This window comes from Methylorubrum sp. SL192 (assembly GCF_026672325.1).
GTDB lineage: Bacteria > Pseudomonadota > Alphaproteobacteria > Rhizobiales > Beijerinckiaceae > Methylobacterium > Methylobacterium extorquens.
This window is the reverse complement of record NZ_JAPPQV010000003.1, coordinates 3,644,405-3,661,229: the sequence shown is the minus strand read 5'-3', so window position 1 is coordinate 3,661,229 and position 16,825 is coordinate 3,644,405. Positions and strand designations below refer to the sequence as shown.

At 71.2% G+C, this 16,825-nt stretch carries 16 protein-coding genes; 10 read left to right on the top strand and 6 right to left on the bottom strand.

Annotation, left to right across the window (positions count from 1 at the left end; all coding sequences use genetic code 11):
- The first annotated feature begins 57 nt into the window (after positions 1-57).
- Positions 58-1,605 (top strand): phospholipase D-like domain-containing protein, encoded by a 1,548-nt coding sequence (locus OVA30_RS17970; protein WP_326493620.1) that lies wholly within the window; start codon positions 58-60, stop codon positions 1,603-1,605.
- Between the two features lie 114 nt (positions 1,606-1,719).
- On the opposite strand, the gene OVA30_RS17965 is transcribed toward OVA30_RS17970, so the two are convergent.
- Together OVA30_RS17965 and OVA30_RS17960 are read right to left on the bottom strand one after the other, a co-directional pair.
- Complete coding sequence (locus OVA30_RS17965; RefSeq protein ID WP_268176253.1) at positions 1,720-2,787, bottom strand: asparaginase; 1,068 nt, start codon at positions 2,785-2,787, stop codon at positions 1,720-1,722.
- A 78-nt stretch (positions 2,788-2,865) separates the two neighbouring features.
- Complete coding sequence (locus tag OVA30_RS17960; protein ID WP_268176252.1) at positions 2,866-3,693, bottom strand: endonuclease/exonuclease/phosphatase family protein; 828 nt, start codon at positions 3,691-3,693, stop codon at positions 2,866-2,868.
- Between the two features lie 253 nt (positions 3,694-3,946).
- Between OVA30_RS17960 and OVA30_RS17955 the strand changes: the two genes are divergently transcribed.
- From OVA30_RS17955 to OVA30_RS17925, 7 genes are all read left to right on the top strand, one after another.
- On the top strand, positions 3,947-4,834 hold the full coding sequence (locus tag OVA30_RS17955; RefSeq protein WP_253398242.1) for an N-acetylmuramic acid 6-phosphate etherase: 888 nt from the start codon (positions 3,947-3,949) through the stop codon (positions 4,832-4,834).
- A complete protein-coding gene (locus OVA30_RS17950; RefSeq protein WP_268176251.1) occupies positions 4,831-5,841 on the top strand; it encodes an SIS domain-containing protein in 1,011 nt (336 codons plus the stop codon). Before OVA30_RS17955 ends, OVA30_RS17950 begins: the two co-directional genes overlap by 4 nt.
- Before the next feature lie 97 nt (positions 5,842-5,938).
- Positions 5,939-7,105 (top strand): N-acetylglucosamine-6-phosphate deacetylase, encoded by a 1,167-nt coding sequence (nagA, locus tag OVA30_RS17945; protein WP_268176250.1) that lies wholly within the window; start codon positions 5,939-5,941, stop codon positions 7,103-7,105.
- Positions 7,106-7,167: 62 nt separating this feature from the next.
- On the top strand, positions 7,168-7,446 hold the full coding sequence (locus OVA30_RS17940) for a hypothetical protein (protein ID WP_003605253.1): 279 nt from the start codon (positions 7,168-7,170) through the stop codon (positions 7,444-7,446).
- A gap of 91 nt (positions 7,447-7,537) precedes the next feature.
- Positions 7,538-9,421: a glycoside hydrolase family 15 protein gene (locus OVA30_RS17935; protein ID WP_268176249.1), complete on the top strand. Its 1,884-nt coding sequence runs from the start codon at positions 7,538-7,540 to the stop codon at positions 9,419-9,421.
- A gap of 265 nt (positions 9,422-9,686) precedes the next feature.
- Positions 9,687-9,935 carry a hypothetical protein gene (locus OVA30_RS17930; protein WP_268176248.1) on the top strand — a complete coding sequence of 83 codons (249 nt, stop codon included), beginning with the start codon at positions 9,687-9,689 and terminating at the stop codon, positions 9,933-9,935.
- A gap of 81 nt (positions 9,936-10,016) precedes the next feature.
- On the top strand, positions 10,017-10,463 hold the full coding sequence (locus tag OVA30_RS17925; RefSeq protein ID WP_268176247.1) for a PilZ domain-containing protein: 447 nt from the start codon (positions 10,017-10,019) through the stop codon (positions 10,461-10,463).
- Positions 10,464-10,520: 57 nt separating this feature from the next.
- On the opposite strand, the gene OVA30_RS17920 is transcribed toward OVA30_RS17925, so the two are convergent.
- Positions 10,521-10,949: an HIT family protein gene (locus OVA30_RS17920; protein ID WP_015952462.1), complete on the bottom strand. Its 429-nt coding sequence runs from the start codon at positions 10,947-10,949 to the stop codon at positions 10,521-10,523.
- A 121-nt stretch (positions 10,950-11,070) separates the two neighbouring features.
- Here OVA30_RS17920 and OVA30_RS17915 point away from each other — a divergent pair, with 121 nt between their 5' ends.
- Positions 11,071-12,093, top strand: coding sequence for a cation diffusion facilitator family transporter (locus OVA30_RS17915; protein WP_268176246.1), 1,023 nt, complete (start codon positions 11,071-11,073; stop codon positions 12,091-12,093).
- A gap of 4 nt (positions 12,094-12,097) precedes the next feature.
- Here OVA30_RS17915 and ada read toward each other — a convergent pair whose 3' ends face one another.
- The 3 genes from ada to OVA30_RS17900 form a co-directional block, all read right to left on the bottom strand.
- Complete coding sequence (ada, locus tag OVA30_RS17910; protein WP_268176245.1) at positions 12,098-13,183, bottom strand: bifunctional DNA-binding transcriptional regulator/O6-methylguanine-DNA methyltransferase Ada; 1,086 nt, start codon at positions 13,181-13,183, stop codon at positions 12,098-12,100.
- 250 nt (positions 13,184-13,433) lie between these two features.
- Positions 13,434-14,591, bottom strand: coding sequence for a M20 aminoacylase family protein (locus OVA30_RS17905; RefSeq protein ID WP_268176244.1), 1,158 nt, complete (start codon positions 14,589-14,591; stop codon positions 13,434-13,436).
- On the bottom strand, positions 14,588-15,808 hold the full coding sequence (locus tag OVA30_RS17900) for a GNAT family N-acetyltransferase (RefSeq protein ID WP_268176243.1): 1,221 nt from the start codon (positions 15,806-15,808) through the stop codon (positions 14,588-14,590). Before OVA30_RS17900 ends, OVA30_RS17905 begins: the two co-directional genes overlap by 4 nt.
- Positions 15,809-16,089: 281 nt before the next feature.
- Here OVA30_RS17900 and OVA30_RS17895 point away from each other — a divergent pair, with 281 nt between their 5' ends.
- Positions 16,090-16,821, top strand: coding sequence for an SOS response-associated peptidase (locus OVA30_RS17895; protein WP_268176242.1), 732 nt, complete (start codon positions 16,090-16,092; stop codon positions 16,819-16,821).
- The last annotated feature ends 4 nt before the right edge of the window (positions 16,822-16,825 follow it).

The window sequence follows — 16,825 nt, the reverse complement described above, 5'->3', positions numbered from 1 at the left end:
CGTTCCGCTCGAACAGGGGATGAGCCTGCCGTCGCGGCGCGGCGGCTCGGTGCGCGCATGAGGATGGAACGCGGGGTGGGTCAAGGATCGTCCGAGAGCTGGCTGCGGCCCGGGCTCACCTGCTGGCGACAGGAGCGAGCGGGGCGCGTCGCGGTGCTGCATGACGGCGCGGCCTATTTCGCCGCCGCCCATGCGGCGCTGCTGAAGGCGCGCACATCCATCACCCTGATCGGCTGGAGCTTCGATCCGCGCGCGCGCCTGCTGCCGGGGGATTCCCCCGATGCGGGCGAGACCCTGGCGGAACTGCTGCGGCGCCTGAAGGCCGCGCGGCCGGAACTCGCCATCCGCATCCTGATCTGGGACATGCCCTGGCCGATCTCAGCGGGCAACGACCACACCCCCGACAGCGTGCGGGAGAGCCTCGGGCCCGAGATCGACTTCCGCATCGACGGCACGCTGCCCCTCGGCGCCTGCCAGCATCAGAAGATCCTCGTGATCGACGATGCGATCGCGTTCAGCGGCGGCAGCGACTTCGAGGTGAACCGCTGGGACACCCCCGCCCACCGCGATCGCGACCCCCGCCGCCGCCTGCCCTCCGGCGAGGACTACCCGCCGCGTCACGACGTGATGATGCTGGTCGATCGTGACGCCGCGCGGGCGCTGGCGGATCTGGCCCGCGAGCGCTGGCGCCGCGCCACCGGCGAGAGCCTTCCGTCCGCTGACGGTGATCCGGACGGGGACTCGGACTTGGATCCTTGGCCCGAAACCCTCGCGCCGCACCTGACCGACGTGACGGTGGGGCTCGCCCGCACCGATCCCCCGCTGGCTGGGCGCCCGGCGGTGACGGAGAGCGCCGCGCTCTATCGCGCCTCGATCCGCGCGGCGGAGCGCTTCATCTATCTGGAGAACCAGTATCTCACCTCGCCGGTCGTCGCGGAGGCGCTGGCCGAGCGCCTCGCCGAACCCGACGGGCCGGAGATCGTGATCGTGCTGTCCGAGCGCAGCCCGAGCGGCTTCGACCGCCTGACCATGGACAGCGCCCGCCGTGGCCTGATCCGGGCTTTGCGCCGCGCGGACCGGTTCGACCGGCTGCGGATCGTGGCGCCGCACACGGAGAAGGGCCGGCCGATCCTGGTCCACGCCAAGGTCGCGATCATCGACGAGCGCCTGCTACGGATCGGCTCGACCAACCTCAACAACCGCTCCCTCGGCTACGACACCGAGTGCGACCTCGCCGTGGAAGTGCCGGCCGACGACGCCGAGGCCCGCGCGGCTTTGCAGCGGCTGCTCGTCCGGCTGCTCTCCCATCACGGCGGCTGCCCGCCCGACGTGTTCGGGCAAGCCTTCGCGGCGCGCGGCTCCCTGCGCGCGGTGCTCGACGATCCCCGCTTGATGCCGTGCTCGCGGGTCTGCCCCCTCGTCCCCTCCCGCCGCGGCCCGGTGGCCCGCCTCGTCGAGGCTTTCCATCTCGGCGACCCGGTGAGCCCCGCCGACGCGTGGCGCCCCTGGCGCCGCCGCAAGGCGCTGCGCCGGGTTGGCGGATCAAGTTTCTTGGAGGAGGACACCGCCTCACAACCGGAGAAGGCGGCACTGGGCGCCTCATGACCCCCCACCGTGACGGTTGGACGGTTGGATTTTAACTGGCTCCCCCTCTCCCCGTACGCGGGGAGAGGGGATGCGCGCGAAGTCGAGGCGGTCCCAGAGAGCAGAGGCGCGCGGCTACTTGTCGAACACCGCCTGCAAAGCGGCCTGATCCTTCCGTGCCTCCTTGCCCGCGGGCAGGGCGATCAGGGTGAGGATGCGCGCCTTGTCCGGCGTGAGGTCGCCCGCGAACACCGCGCCGGCCTTGCGCAGGGTGTTGCCGCCGCCCTTGAAGCCGTAGACCGGTAGGGCGCGGCCGTCATGGACCCTGGTCGCCACGATCACCGGCACACCCTTGGCGATGACTTCGGCGATGGCGTCGTGCATCTCGGCGTTGACGTTGCCCCAGCCATAGGCCTCGACCACGATCGCCTCGGCCCCGCTTTCAGCCGCGTGCCGCACCTGCGAACCGTCGGCGCCGGCATACATCGCCACGAGATCGACCCGCGGCATCCGCTCCGGCAGCGGCAGGGTCTGGCGGCGCAGGGAGCGGCGGCTGAACACGACGCGGTCCTCGTCCACGTATCCGAGGATGCCGGCCTCCCCCGAATTGAAGGTCTCGACGTTGCTGGTGTGGGTCTTGCGGACCTCGCGCGCCGCGTTGATGCGGTGGTTGAGCGTCACCGTCACGCCCTGGCCCACCGCGCCCTCGGCCAGGATCTGACGGGCGGCGTTGAGGAGGTTGCGCGGGCCGTCGGCATCCGCGTCGGAGGCGTTGCGCTGGGCGCCCACCAGCACCACCGGCTTGTCGCTCTTTAGCGTCAGGTCGAGGAAGTAGGCCGTCTGATCGAGGGTGTCGGTCCCGTGCAGGACGATCGCCCCGCGAATGCCGGGATCGGCGAGCAGCGCGTCGAGCTTAGCGGTCAGCGCCGGCCAGCGGTCCGGGCCCATATAGTCGCTCGGCACGTTGCTGAACTCGGTCACCTCGATGGTGGCGATGTCCTTCAGCTTGGGCACCGCCGCGACGAGATCCTCGCCCGAGAGGGCCGGGACCGGCGCGTGGGTCGTGGGATCGAGCTTCATCGCGATGGTGCCGCCGGTCGCGACTACGGCGATCCGCGGCGGCTCGGCCCGAGCCGGCCCGGCGGACAACGCGGTCAGGGCGGCGAGACCGAGAGCAGTCAGGGGTCCTGTCGTCTTCGTCATCGTGCGCGCATCCTCTCCCGTCCACGGCCGGTCGTCGGGCCGGCCCGCGGACGACCATGCTCGCGCGCGGAAAGACCCTCAACCCGGCTCGATCCGGATCTCCGCCAGAACCGGCAGATGGTCGGAGGCCTTCCGCGCCAGCGGCGTGTCCACGACCGCGATGCGCTCGACGGCGACGCGTTCGCTGACGAAGACATGGTCGACGCGCAGCAGGGGAAAGCGGCTCGGGAAGGTGGCGCCGCCGCGCCGCCAGCGCCGTTCCCCCGTGAGCCGACGCGCATCGGTGAGGCGTCCGCTCAGCCGGCGGTAGGCGCGCGACCAGCCCATGGCGTTGAAGTCGCCGAGCAGCACCGTCGGCGCGTGGCAGGCGGGATCGCCGAGCCAGTCGGGCCCGAGCAGCGCCTTGGCCTGGGCGACGCGCTCCGCCCCGAGCAATCCGAAATGGGTGGTGATCACCTGAAGCTTGCTGGCGCCCGCCGTCACCTCGACCCACAGCGCCCCCCTTGGCTCCAGGCCGGGGCGCCGCAGCAGCCCGGGCAGGGGGCCGGCGCGCTTGAGCCGCGACGGCAGGTGGGTGAGCAGGGCGTCGCCGTAGCGCTCCTCCTCGATGTGCAGGGCCGGGTGGAAATGCGAGAACATTCCGACCAGCCGGGCGATCTCCTCCGCCTGATCCAGACCGTCGGTGCGCGGGCGCCCGACATCGACCTCTTGGAGCGCGACGATGTCGGGCGCCAAGTCGGCGATCACCCGTGCAACCCGCTCCGGCGCGACCCGCCCGTCGGTGCCGCGGCAATGGCGGACGTTGTAGGTGAGCAGGCGCAAGCGCCGCGACGCCGCCGATGCCGGCTCATCCGACGCGAGTTCCGATCGTTCCTCGGCATGCGCCTCGATCTGCTCCTGTTGCACGCCCTCTCCCCCGGCCGGATTGCAGCGCGCCGCCTGCAAGGAGCCGGAGCGGCGCGCGCCAACCGAACGCCGGGACGGGCCAACCGATCCCTGATCGCGTCGGATCGCATGCAGCCAAACCGCGCCGACGGCCGTTTTCCGCGTCCGGCGGAACCGCACCGGAGATGACCTCTTTCGAACAGGCGAGGCGCGTGATGCAGTGCCGAAGACGGAATCAGGTAAACGCGATGCGGACGAGCAGGGCACGCAAGGTATGAGAACCGAGGACGCCAGCGCCCGCTACGTCGATCTCGACGCCTGGGGCGGGCTCGACATCCTCCAGGCGCTCTGGGAGGGCCAGCTCGCGGCAGTGGCGGCGGTGGGGCCGGCCCTGCCGGCGATCGATGCGGCGGCGCGGGCCGCCGAGCCGGGCCTGCGCGAGGGCGGACGGCTGGTCTATGTCGGAGCCGGCACCTCCGCGCGGATCGGCGTGCAGGACGGGGCGGAGCTGCCGCCGACCTTCGACTGGCCGGAGGCGCAGCTCGGTTTCGCCATCGCCGGCGGGGAGGGCGCCTTGCTGCGCGCCGTGGAGGATGCGGAGGATTCCGCCGCCGACGGCGCCGCCTGGATCGCAAGCGCCGAGATCGGCCCGCGCGACGTGGTGGTGGGGCTGGCCGCCAGCGGCTCGACGCCGTTCACCGTCGAGGCGCTGAAGGCCGCCCGCAGCCGCGGCGCCGTCACCGTCGGCGTCAGCAACAACCCCGAGGCGCCGATCCTGCGCGAGGCCGCCCACGGCATCCTCGCCGCCACGGGGGCCGAGGTGCTGGCGGGCTCCACCCGCATGAAGGCAGGCACGGCCCAGAAGGTGATCCTCAACCTGTTCTCGACCCTGGTGATGATCCGGCTCGGCCGGGTCTATCGCGGGCGGATGGTGGCGATGCGCGCGACCAACCGGAAGCTGCGCGCCCGCGGCGTCGCCATGGTCTCCGAGCTCGCCGGCTGCCCGGCAGACGTTGCCGCCGACGCCCTGACCCGGGCCGAGGGCGACATCAAGCGTGCGGTGCTGCTCGCGGGGGGGATGAGCGCCATGCGGGCTGACGACCTGCTCCTGCGCCACGACGGCAACCTGCGCCGGGCGCTTCGCGAGGTGGGCCGATCATGAGCGCGACGACCTTCATGGCGCGGGAGATCGCCGAGATCCCCGACGCCGCCTCTCTGCTGGTAGCCGGCGAAGCAGCCCGGATCGGCGCGACGCTGCGGGCCAGGAGCTTCCCCTTCGTGGTCGTGTGCGGACGGGGCAGTTCGGGCCATGCCGGCGTGCATCTGCGCTACCTGATCGAGACGCGGCTCAGCCTGCCGGTTTCGGCCGCCGCGCCCTCGGTGGTGACGGGCTATGACCGTCCGCCGAACGTGGCGGGCGCGCTCTTCATCGTGGTCTCGCAATCGGGCCGCTCGCCCGATCTCGTCGCGGCGACGGAAGCGGCGCGGGCCGGCGGCGCCCTGACGCTCGCCCTCGTCAACGATCCCGATTCCCCGGCCGCGCGGGCGAGCGACCTCGTCCTGCCGATCCTCGCCGGGCCGGAGCATGCGGTCGCCGCCACCAAGACGGTGACGAATTCAGCCATCGCGGGGGCGGCGCTGGTTTCGGCCTGGGCCGGCGACGGCGAGCTGGAACGGGGCCTCGCCGCCCTTCCGGAGCGGCTGAGACAGGCACTCGCCCTCGACTGGTCGGCCTGGAGCGCCGACCTCGCGGGCGCGCCTGCGGCCTTCGTCACCGGGCGCGGCCACGGTCTCGGGCCGCTGCGGGAGATCGCCCTCAAGCTCGCCGAGACCCTGCGCCTACCCGCGCTCGGCTATTCGGCGGCGGAGTTGCGCCACGGCCCCCGCGCCTCCGTCTCGGCCGCAACGCCGGTCCTGGCCCTGCGCCAGGCCGATCCGCTGGCCGAGGGCGTGGACGCGCTCGTGCGCGACCTCAGCCGCGACGGAATGCGGGTCCATGCCTGCGGCGGTCCCCTCGGCACCCTGCCCTGGCTCGGCGACGGCCATCCGGCCTGCGACCCCATCGCCATGCTGGTGCCGGCCTACCGCGCCATCGAGGCCGAGGCCCGCCGCCGCGGCCTCGACCCGGACAAGCCGGCCGGTCTCACCAAGGTGACGGAGACGCTGTGATGACGAGTCCGGGTTTCGAAAGGGCGAGCCGTTTCGCGGGTCCGGGGCAGAGCCCTGGGACGATATCGGGGCTCCGCCCCGACACCCCGCCAAAGGGATGATCCCTTTGGGAACCCCTTATGATCAAGCGATCTGTGCGGACCGCATCTTCGATGGCGAGCGGATGCTCGGCGACCGCACCGTCGTGCTGCGCGGCGGGCACATCGTCGACGTCACCGCCGAGCCGCCCCCGGATGTTCCCCTCGTCCGGCTGCCGGCAGGCGCTGTGCTGGCGCCGGGCTTCATCGATTGTCAGGTCAATGGCGGCGGAGGGGTGCTCCTCAACGACGATCCCAGCGTGGCCGGCATCGCCCGGATCGCGGCGGCGCACCGGCGCGGCGGCACCACCGCCCTGCTGCCGACCCTCATCACCGACACGCGGCCCGCGATCCGGGCGGCCATCGCGGGCATTGCGGCGGCGATCCAGGCGGGCGTCCCCGGCATCCTCGGCATCCACCTCGAAGGCCCGTTCCTGAGCCCGCAGCGGATCGGCATCCATGACCCGTCCCGACTCGCCGAATTCGGCCCCGGCGACGCCGAACTCCTGACCAGCCTGGGCGAGCACGGCCTCACCCTGGTGACGCTGGCGCCCGAGTGGGTGCCGGCCGGCGCGGTGGCCGACCTCGTCGCCCGCGGCGCCCGCGTCTGCGCCGGGCATACGGCAGATGCGGGTTCCGCGATCCGGGCGGCGATGGCGGAAGGGCTCACCGGCTTCACCCACCTGTTCAACGCCATGTCGCAGATCGGCCCGCGCGAGACCGGCGCGGTCGGCGTCGCCCTCTCGGAGGCCGGGACTTTTGCCGGGATCATCGCCGACGGCCACCATGTCGGCGACGACCAGCTTCGTCTGGCCCTGCGCCTCAAGGGAAGCGAGCGGCTGATGCTGGTGAGCGATGCCATGCCACCGGTCGGCGATACCCGCGCGGACGCGTCCTTCACCCTGTTCGGACGCCGGATCGTCCGGACCGGCGACCGGCTCACCGGCGAGGACGGCACCCTGGCGGGCGCGGCGATCACCATGGCGGAGGCCGTCCGCCACATGAGCACGCGCGGCGGCGCCTCTCTCGCGGAGGCCCTGGCCATGGCCTCGCTGACCCCGGCCCGCTTCCTCGGGCTCGACACCCGGCTCGGCCGGATCGCCCCTGGCTTTGCGGCCGATCTCGTCGCGCTTTCCGCCGACAGGGCGGTGCTCGGCACGTGGATCGGCGGGGAACAAGCCGTCTGAGCCACGGTTCGCTCCCTCACGGAGCCCGTCCGGGGCCGCATTTTCCAAAAGGGTCGAGAACCATGAAACTTCCGCTTCGACGCGGCCTCTTCATCCTGGCCGCAACGCTCACTCTCGCCGCCGGCCCGGTGGCCGCGCAGGGCAGCAGCGGCAATGCGGGCAGTGGGCTCTCGCCATCGGCGAGCGCCACCGGCAACGACCGCAGCGCCGGCGTTAACAACGGCAACTACCGCCGGCCCGGCGGCTACGGCACGCGGCGGGGCTACAGCACGCGGCGGGCCTACCGCCCGACCAGGAGCCATTCGCGGCGGTCCATGCGGAGCCGCGCGCCCCGGTTCTGAGCGGTGCGCCGCGTCGCGTTGCCTGATGTCGCAGGGGCGAACCTTGTGAGCCGGGAGACGTTGGCGCGGCGCAACTTAACCGGGAACGGCCGTGACCGACAAAGCTATCGCCGACTACGCCGTGATCGGCGATACCTGCACCACGGCCCTGATCGCCCGAGACGGTTCCCTCGATTGGCTATGCTGGCCCCGCCATGACGGGCCGGCCGTCTTCCTGGCCTTGCTCGACAGCGAGCGGGGCGGTGCCTGCCGCCTCGTCCTCGACGGCCTGACCGAGATCACCCGTCGGTATCTGCCCGGCACCAACATCCTCGAGACCACCTTCGTCACCGCCACCGGCCGTGCGGTGCTCACCGACTTCATGCCGCTTCACCGTCATGAATCGGTACCGGAGGAGGGACCGGACGGCCAAGCGCAAGCTCAGGTGGTCCGACGCCTCGCCTGCCGGTCCGGCCGCGTCTCCGGCCGCTGGCGGCTGCGCCCGAGCTTCGACTACGCCCGCGCCCCGACCGAGGCGACGACGGAGAGCGAGACCTGTATCCGCTTCCGCGGCGGCGGGGACACCATCCGCGCCGTCTGCGCCGTGCCGCTCGCCCTCCGCGACGAGGAGGCCGAGGGCGCCTTCGCGCTCGGGGCCGGCGAACGCGCCGACCTCGTGATCGCCCACGGCGAAAAGCACGGCGTGGACGAAGAAGGGCTACCCGGCGCGGTGGATGCCTCGCTTGCCGACACACGGGCCTATTGGGAGGAATGGTCGGGCCGCTGCACCTACGAGGGGCCCTACCGCGAGACGGTCCTGCGCAGCGCGCTGACGCTGAAGCTTCTGACGCACGGCCCTTCCGGCGGCATCGTCGCCGCCGCGACGGCGGGGCTGCCTGAGGCGGTGCCGGGCAACCGCAACTACGATTACCGCTACGTCTGGATGCGGGATGCGAGCTTCACCGTCACCGCCTTCGTCAATCTCGGCTACCAGCGCGAGGCCGCCGAGTTCCTGCGCTTCCTGCGCGAGGCCGATACGAGCCGGGGGCGCGACCTTCACCTGATGTACGCCCTCGACGGTGCGGTGCCGGAGGAAGAATTCCTCGACCACCTGCGCGGCTGGCGCGGCATCGGCCCGGTGGGGATCGGCAACGCGGCGGCGGATCAGGAGCAGTACGACATCTACGGCGAGTTCCTGGTGGCCCTCCACGGCTACCTCGAAGCGGTGGAATACGACCCGCCGGTCAAGGTCAACGACCACCTGCCCGAGGCGCTTCGCCATCTCACCGACCACATCCTGCGGGCCCGTCACGCGGCCGACCACGGCCTGTGGGAGATGCGCACGGAGAAGCGCCAAAGCGTGCACACCAAGGCGATGCTCTGGGTCGGTCTCGACCGCGCCGTGCAGATCGCCCGCGCCGACCCGAAGCACCGTCTCGCCAGTCCGGACACGATCGCCGGGTGGGAGCGGGCGGCGGCCGAGATCCGAGCGGAATACCATGCGCGGGGCTGGAACGCGGGGCGCGGCGCCTACACCATGGCCTACGAATCGGACGATCTCGATGCGGCAGTACTGCGCACCGTGCTGTTCGGCGCCTTCGATCCGCACGATCCGCGCGTCGCGAAAACCCTGGAGCGGGTCGGCGAGGAACTCGGCGCGGGCGACCTCATCTACCGCTACCGGATCGACGACGGGTTGGAGGGCGAAGAAGCGACCTTCACCGCCTGCTCCTTCTGGCGGGTCGGCTGTCTGGCGCTGGCCGGCCGCAACGATGAGGCCACCGCCCTGTTCGAGCGGCTGCTGGCGCGAGGCAACGATCTCGGCCTGTTCGCCGAGGAGATCGATGCGGAAACGGGCGAGCAGCGCGGAAACGTACCGCAGGGCTTCACCCATATGGCGGTGATCAACCACGCCGTCCGCCTCGCCGCGGCCGACCGCGAGACGCCGACCGAGGAGCCGGATTGCCGGGCAGAGGCCGACGCCGTCCCAGCCTGATCGGCCTATACCAACAAAACCAGGCGATCGCGCGAAGCCGAGTGAGCGGCTTCACGGCGCGTGCTTTTTGGGACGTGAGCCCCGGACAGCATCGAGCGGAGCGGACGTCCGAGGAACCGATGCAGCCCGCGGAAGCGGGCGCTGGCGATTGAGGCCAGCAAAAAACCAGAGCTATCGCCTTCAAGCGATGGCCCTGACCGACACAAACCGGACCGATTGTCGGGCTACCTTGATTCCGAGGGTGCGGCGATGCGGAGGAGATCCGATGCGAAGCTACAACCTGTTCCGCCGCCGGGGCAGGGAAGCGCTTTTCTGCGCAGTTCCGGAGAGCTGTGCCGTGCCGCGCTTCGTCGGCGGCCGACGCTGGACCTTCGGCGGGCGAATCGATGAAAGCGCGAGCCCGCCCCCCGGCTTCGACGACCGCGCCGCGGTGACCGCCGTGCGCTTCAACGGCTTCTACCTGTTCCAGTGCCTCGACGAGGGGGGGACGAAGCGAGCGGCCGACGGACCGTAAGCGGGTGCGCAATCATGTCGAGCATTCCTTAACGGCCGGCATGCGAGACAGGCGTGCAGTCAGGCGGGCCGGAGACCGATCATGATCAGCGAGAAGCGCCAGGAGCCTCGCAAGCGAACCTTTCTCAAGGGACGGATCCACTTCAACAAGGGTGCGTCCAGCATGGACTGCCTCGTCCGGGATTTCTCGGAGATGGGCGCACGGCTGGAGTTGAGCGAGACCAATACCCTGCCGGAAACGTTCGACCTCTACATCCCGCAGAAGGAGATCACCCTCCGGTCGAATCTGCGCTGGCGCCGCGGCGACGCAGTCGGCGTCGCCTTCGCGGAGGTGCAGAAGGCTGCCCCCGAGCCGTCCCCGGCACCGTTGACGGACCCGTCGCTGGCCGTCCTGCTGCGCCGGATCGCCGAGTTGGAGGCCGAGAATGCCGGCCTGCGCGCGCTGATCGCGTCGATGGGAAGCAGCATGGGAGCCGGCACGGGAGTGGGCATGGGCGCGGGATCGACGAACGGAGCACGGCACGCCTGAGCGGAGGCGACATCCGCGCCCCCGAGCGGGGGGGCGAACGGATGTCGCGGAGCCGGCTCAGCCCTCGTCCAAAGCCGCCCGGATGCGCGCGGCATGCTCGGCGAGCACCGCAGGGTCGGCCATGCCGCCCTCATGGCGCTTCAGCGGCACGCCGTCGTGGCGCGGCACGAGGTGGAAGTGCAGGTGGAACACCGTCTGCCCGCCGGCCGGCTCATTGTACTGGAACAGCGTCAGCCCATCGGCCTTGAAGGCCGCCTTCACCGCACGGCCGACTCGCTGCACCGTGCCGATCACGGCCGCGAGCGTCTGCGGCTCGGCATCGAGCAGCCCGCGCGAGGGCGCCTTCGGGATGACGAGGGTATGGCCCTCGCCCTGGGGCATCACATCCATGAAGGCGAGGCTGTGCTCGTCCTCGTAGACCTTATGCGCGGGGATCTCCCCGCGCAGGATCTTTCCGAAGATGTTGTCCGGATCGTAGGGCGTCATCGCACGGTTCCTCGCAGAAACGGGCGGCACGTTGCACGGGCGGCCTCATCGCAGCAACCTTGACCACTCCGGCGGCGTTGACGAGCCCGTGACGGCGGCGCGCGCCGCTCAGGAGCGGGACATGGCCGAAAGCACGGGTGCGATCTACACGGCGGCGGGGGCCAACCTCGCCATCGCGGCGGCGAAGTTCGTCGGCGCCTTCCTCACCGGCTCGACCGCGATGCTGGCCGAAGGCGCGCACTCGCTCGTCGACACCGCCAACCAGCTCCTGCTGCTGGTCGGCCTGAAGCGGGCGAAGAAGCCGGCGGACGCCAAGCATCCCTTCGGCTACGGGCGCGAGGTGTATTTCTACGCCTTCATCGTCGCCCTGTTCATCTTCCTCGGCGGCGGCATCTTCGCGATCTACGAGGGGGCCCACAAGATCGAGCACCCCGAACCCTCCGCCGACGCGACCCTGTTCGGCGTTCAGCTTTCCGGCTTCTGGGTGAACGTCTCGATCCTCGGCTTCGCGATCCTGGCGGAGGGCTATTCCTGCTTCGTGGCCGTGAAGGCGTTCTGGGCGGAGAAGGGCGAGCGCAGCGCCATCACCGCGATCCAGCGCAGCAAGGACCCGGCGCTCTACACGATCCTCGTAGAGGACGTCGCCGCGCTGATCGGCCTCGTCATCGCCATCGGCGGCGTGGTGCTCGCGCATGTCCTCGACAAGCCGGCGCTCGACGGCTGGGCCTCGATCGGCATCGGCCTCGTGCTGATCGGCATGTCGATCTTCCTGATGATCGAGACCCACGGCCTGCTGATCGGCGAGGCCGCCGACCCGGCGGTGGTGCGCACGATCCAGGCGGCGGTGGCCGAGGAGAGCGCCGTCCAGCACGTCAACGCGGTGCTGACCCAGCATCTCGGCCCCTCGGACATCCTCGTGAACCTCAGCCTCGACTTTGCCGACGAGGTGCCCGCGGGCGAGGTCGAGCGGACGGTGGCGCGGCTGGAGCAGCGGATCAAGGCGAAGAGCCGCAACGTCACCCGCGTCTTCATCGAGATCCAGTCGCGGAATGCGCATGCCGCCGGGCATGCGCCGACCGATAAGCCCACCCCTGCGCCCACGGGCCACGACGCGGCTCCGCCCGGCTCGGCCGTTCCGGCGTGAGGGCTTACCGCTTCACCCCCTCGCGGGCGAGCAGGGCCGTCTTGCGCGCCGTGCCCCAGCGGTAGCCCGACAGCGCCCCGTCCGAGCGCACCACCCGGTGGCAGGGGATCGCGACGGCCAGCGCGTTGGCGCCGCAGGCCATGGCCACCGCCCGCACCGCCGCCGGCTCGCCGATGGCGCGGGCGATCTCGGCATAGGTCGCGGTGGTGCCGACCGGGATGCGGCGCAGCGCCTGCCACACCCGCTGCTGGAAGGCGGTGCCGCCGATGTCGAGGGGCAGGTCGAAGGTGCCCCCCGGCGCCGCGACGAGGCGCACGACCGCGGCCACCGTCGCCGCGAATTCCGCGTCGCCGGCCACGATCGACGCTTTGGGGAAACGCGCCGTCAGGTCGTGCCGGAGCGCGTCGGCATCGTCGCCGAGCAGGATCGCGCAGACTCCTCGAACGGTCGCTGCCACCAGCACGAGCCCGAGGGCACAGGCGTCGGTCGCGAAAAAGATCCGCTCGCCCGCGCCGCCCTTGCGGTAGGCCGACGGGCTCATGCCGAGCCGCTCCGCGCCGCCCGCATAGAACCGGCTCGGCGCGCCGTAGCCCGCCGCGTAGACGCTCTCGGTCACGGTTCGGCCCTCGGCGAGGCTGTCGGCGGCGCGAGCCGCGCGGTGGGCCTGGGCGTAGGCCCGCGGCGTCACGCCGGTGACCGCCTTGAAGATCCGGTGGAAGTGGAACGGGCTCAAAGACGCCGCGCGGGCGAGCGCGTCGAGGGAGGGCGGCGTCTCCGCCGCCTCGATCAGCCGGCAGGCGCGGGTGATTTTTTCGGCTTGCTGCTCGGACAGAGCGGGTTCGTCGGGCCGGCAGCGGCGGCAGGGCCGGAAGCCCGCGGCCTCCGCCTCCGCCGATCCGGCATGGAAGGAGAGGTTTTCGGGACGCGCCGCCCGCGAGGGACAGCTCGGCCGGCAATAGACCCCGGTGGAGCGCACCGCATAGACGAAACGCCCATCGAAGTCGCCATCGCGCGCGGCGACGGCGGCGCGCATCTCGGCCTCGGTGAGGGGCGCCTCGTCGGGTGGGGCGATTTCAGGTTCGGCGAGCATCGGCTCCTCCGGGAGAAGGGATGCGGCGACCCTGACGGATCCGCATGGGGCGCGCATCCCGTCCCTTGCGGTCAAATCGTTATTCGAGCTCGCTCGCTGCCGATCTCCGGCCCGCACCTCATCCTGAGGTGCCGCGCAGCGGCCTCGAAGGATGCTCCAGGAAACGCGCGGGATCTGGAGCATCCTTCGAGGCTTCCGCTTCGCTCCAGCACCTCAGGATGAGGGAGAGGGTCGGAAGAATGCGGATGGCTTATGCCGCCGTGCGCCGCTCGACCATCCGCGCCAGGTAGGCCGCGCCGAGCGGGATCAGGCTGTCGTCGAAATCGAAGCTCGCATTGTGCAGGCCCGGACCCGGCGTGGCGCCGAGCCAGGCATAGGCGCCGGGCACCGCCGCGACCATGTCGGCGAAGTCCTCGCTGCCCATGCGCGGAACGGTGTTGGCCTCGACCTTGTCGGAGCCGAACAGCTCGGCGGCGATCTCGGCGGCGGCCGCCGCCTGCTCGGGGTGATTGTCGAGCACCGAGAACACGTCGCGCAGATCCACCTCGATGGTGGCGCCGTAGGCCGCGGCGAAGCCCGCCGCCAGTTCGCGGATGCGGGTGGCGATCAGCTTGCGCAGATCGGCATCGAAGGTGCGCACGGTGCCGGTGAGATGCGCCCCCTCGGGAATGACGTTGTAGGCCGCGCCCGCATGGATCTGCGTGACCGAGACCACGGCGGATTTCAGCGGGTTGCTGTTGCGGCTGACGATCGACTGCATCGCCTGGACCAGCCCCGTCGCGATCACGATCGGATCGATGCCCTGGTGTGGCATGGCCGCGTGCGCGCCGCGGCCGGTGATGCGGATGTCGAAGAAATCGGCCGCCGCCATGATCGGGCCGGGTCGGACCTGCAGCACGCCGTGCGGCCCGTGGGGCGCGTTGTGGATCGCGTAGATCTCATCGACCGGGAATTTCTCGAACAGGCCGTCGGCGATCATCGCGCGGGCCCCGCCCAAACCTTCCTCCGCCGGCTGGAACACGAACACGGCCGTGCCGTCGAAATCGCGGGTCTCGGCGAGGTAGCGGGCGGCACCGACCAGCATGGTGGTGTGCCCGTCATGCCCGCAGGCATGCATCTTTCCGGGCACGGTGGAGCGGTAGGGGAGGTTGGTCTCCTCGGTGATCGGCAGCGCGTCCATGTCGGCGCGCAGGCCGATCCGGCGCGCACCCGGCCGGCCCCGCAACACGCCGACCACGCCGGTCTTGCCCAGCCCCCGATGGACCTCGATGCCGAACTTTTCGAGATGCTCGGCGACGATGCCGGAAGTGCGGACCTCCTCGAAGCCGATCTCGGGATGGGCGTGGAGATCCCGCCGCAGGGCGGTCAGTTCGTCGGCGTAGCTGCGGATGCGGTCGATCGTGTTCATTCGCTGGCGTCCTCGCAGGTTCGGCGGAAGGGCGACACCGCCGCGTATTCGGCAATCGCCGCGTTCACGTGGCTGCGCTCCCGCTTCAGATAGTCGGCGACGGCGCGGGCCAGCGCCGGGTCGGCGATGTCGTGGGCCGAATGCATCGGCACCGGCCGGTAGCCGCGGGCGAGCTTGTGCTCGCCCTGCGCACCGGCCTCGACCCGCTTCAGCCCACGGGCGATCGCGAAGTCGATGGCCTGATAGTAGCAGACCTCGAAATGCAGGAAGGGGTGATCCTCGATGCAGCCCCAGTTGCGGCCGTAGAGCGCCGTGTCGCCGATGAAGTTGATGGCGCCGGCGATCGGCCGGCCCGCATTCTTGGCGATGACGAGCAGGATGCGCTCGGGCATCCGCGCGCCGATCAGCGAGAAGAAGGTGCGGTTGAGGTAGGGCCGGCCCCATTTGCGGGCGCTGGTGTCCTGATAGAACTCGTAGAAGGCGTCCCAATCGGCTTCCGTGATGTCGGCGCCGGTCTTGTGCTCGACCGTGATGCCCTGGCTCAGAGCCTCCCGCCGCTCGCGCTTGATCGCCTTGCGCTTGCGCGAGGCCAGCGCCCCGAGAAAATCGTCGAAGCCGGCATAGCCCTCGTTCTCCCAGTGGAACTGCTGGTCGATGCGGGGCAGCATCCCGAGGGCTTCGGCCTGCTCGGCCTCGCGCGCGCGGGCGAAGGTGACATGGATCGAGGAGGCCTCGGTCTCGGCCCGCAGGGCGCGCAGCCCCGCGACGAGGGCGGCGGCGGCGGTGTCGGGATCCTCCCCCGGCGCGATGAGGAAGCGCGGCCCCGTAACGGGCGTGAACGGCACGCTCACCTGGAGTTTGGGATAATAGCTGCCGCCGGCCCGCTCGTAGGCGTCGGCCCAGCCGTGGTCGAACACGTATTCGCCCTGGCTGTGGGACTTCAGATAGCAGGGCGCGGCGCCGACGAGCCGGCCCTCGCGCTCGACGCGGACATGCAGCGGCAGCCAGCCGGTGCGGCGGGAGACGCAGCCCGCCTCCTCCAGCGCCGAGAGGAAGGCGTGGCAGGTGAACGGGTTGAAGGTCTCGTCGCCCGCCCCGAGGGTCTCGGGGGAGGTGGCGCAGGCGTCCCATTCGGCGGCGTCGAACCGGGCCATGCCCGGCACGGCGCGCACCTGTAGGACGGGCTCGGGAGCGTTCGCCGTCGCGGGGGTGGTCATGGCCCCAAGTTAGAGCGCCTGGGCCCGGATGTGGATACCGGTTCGGCGAATGCGTGGCGCGACAAAACGGAGGCCGGTCGACGCCTCGCCCTCATCCTGAGGTGCGAAGCGCAGCGGAGCCTCGAAGGATTGTCCAGCCAGCCCCGTGATCCCTGGAGCCCTTCGAGGCCCGCTGGCGCGGGCACCTCAGGATGCGGCGGAGGGTCGGATCTGCATCATCGCTGTGACTCGGGCCCCCGCTGCGCTTGATCCCGCCCTCGCCCAGAGCCCATATCGCGTCCATGTGCGGACGCTTCTTCATCGGCCAGCCGCCGGAGGTCTACCGCGCCTTCTACGGCTATTCCGAGCAGCCGAATTTCCCCGGCCGCTTCAACGTGGCGCCGACCCAGCCGGTGCCCGTCGTGGTCAGCGAGAGCGGCGAGCGGCATTTCCGGCTGATGCGCTGGGGCCTCTGGCCGACCTGGCTCAAGGATCCGTCGGACTTTCCGACCCTGTTCAACGCCCGCATCGAGACGGCGGCCGAGAAGCCGGCCTTCCGCGGGGCGCTGCGCCACCGCCGCTGCGTGTTCCTGGCCGACGGCTTCTACGAATGGCGCCGCGAGGGGACCGGCAAGGCCGCGACGAAGATGCCGTTCGCGGTGCGCCGCACCGACGGGGCGCCGATGGCGTTCGCCGGCCTGTGGGAGCCGTGGATGGGCGCGGACGGCTCGGAAGTCGATACGGCGGCGATCATCACCTGCTCGGCCAACGGCACCCTGAGCGCGATCCACGAGCGGATGCCGGCGATCCTGGCCCCGGAAGCGGTCGGCGCGTGGCTCGATGCGGCGGTAGACGCGCCCGAAGCCGCCCGCCTCTGCCGGCCCTGCCCGGACGAATGGCTGCGGCTCGATCTGGTGAGCGAGCGGGTCAACAACGCGCGCAACGACGATGCCGGGCTGCCCGAACCGGTGGCCCCGCACGCAAGCCGCAGGGCTCCGGCGAAGGCCGCGATCGTGCAGGGCGAGCTTTTCTGAGGCG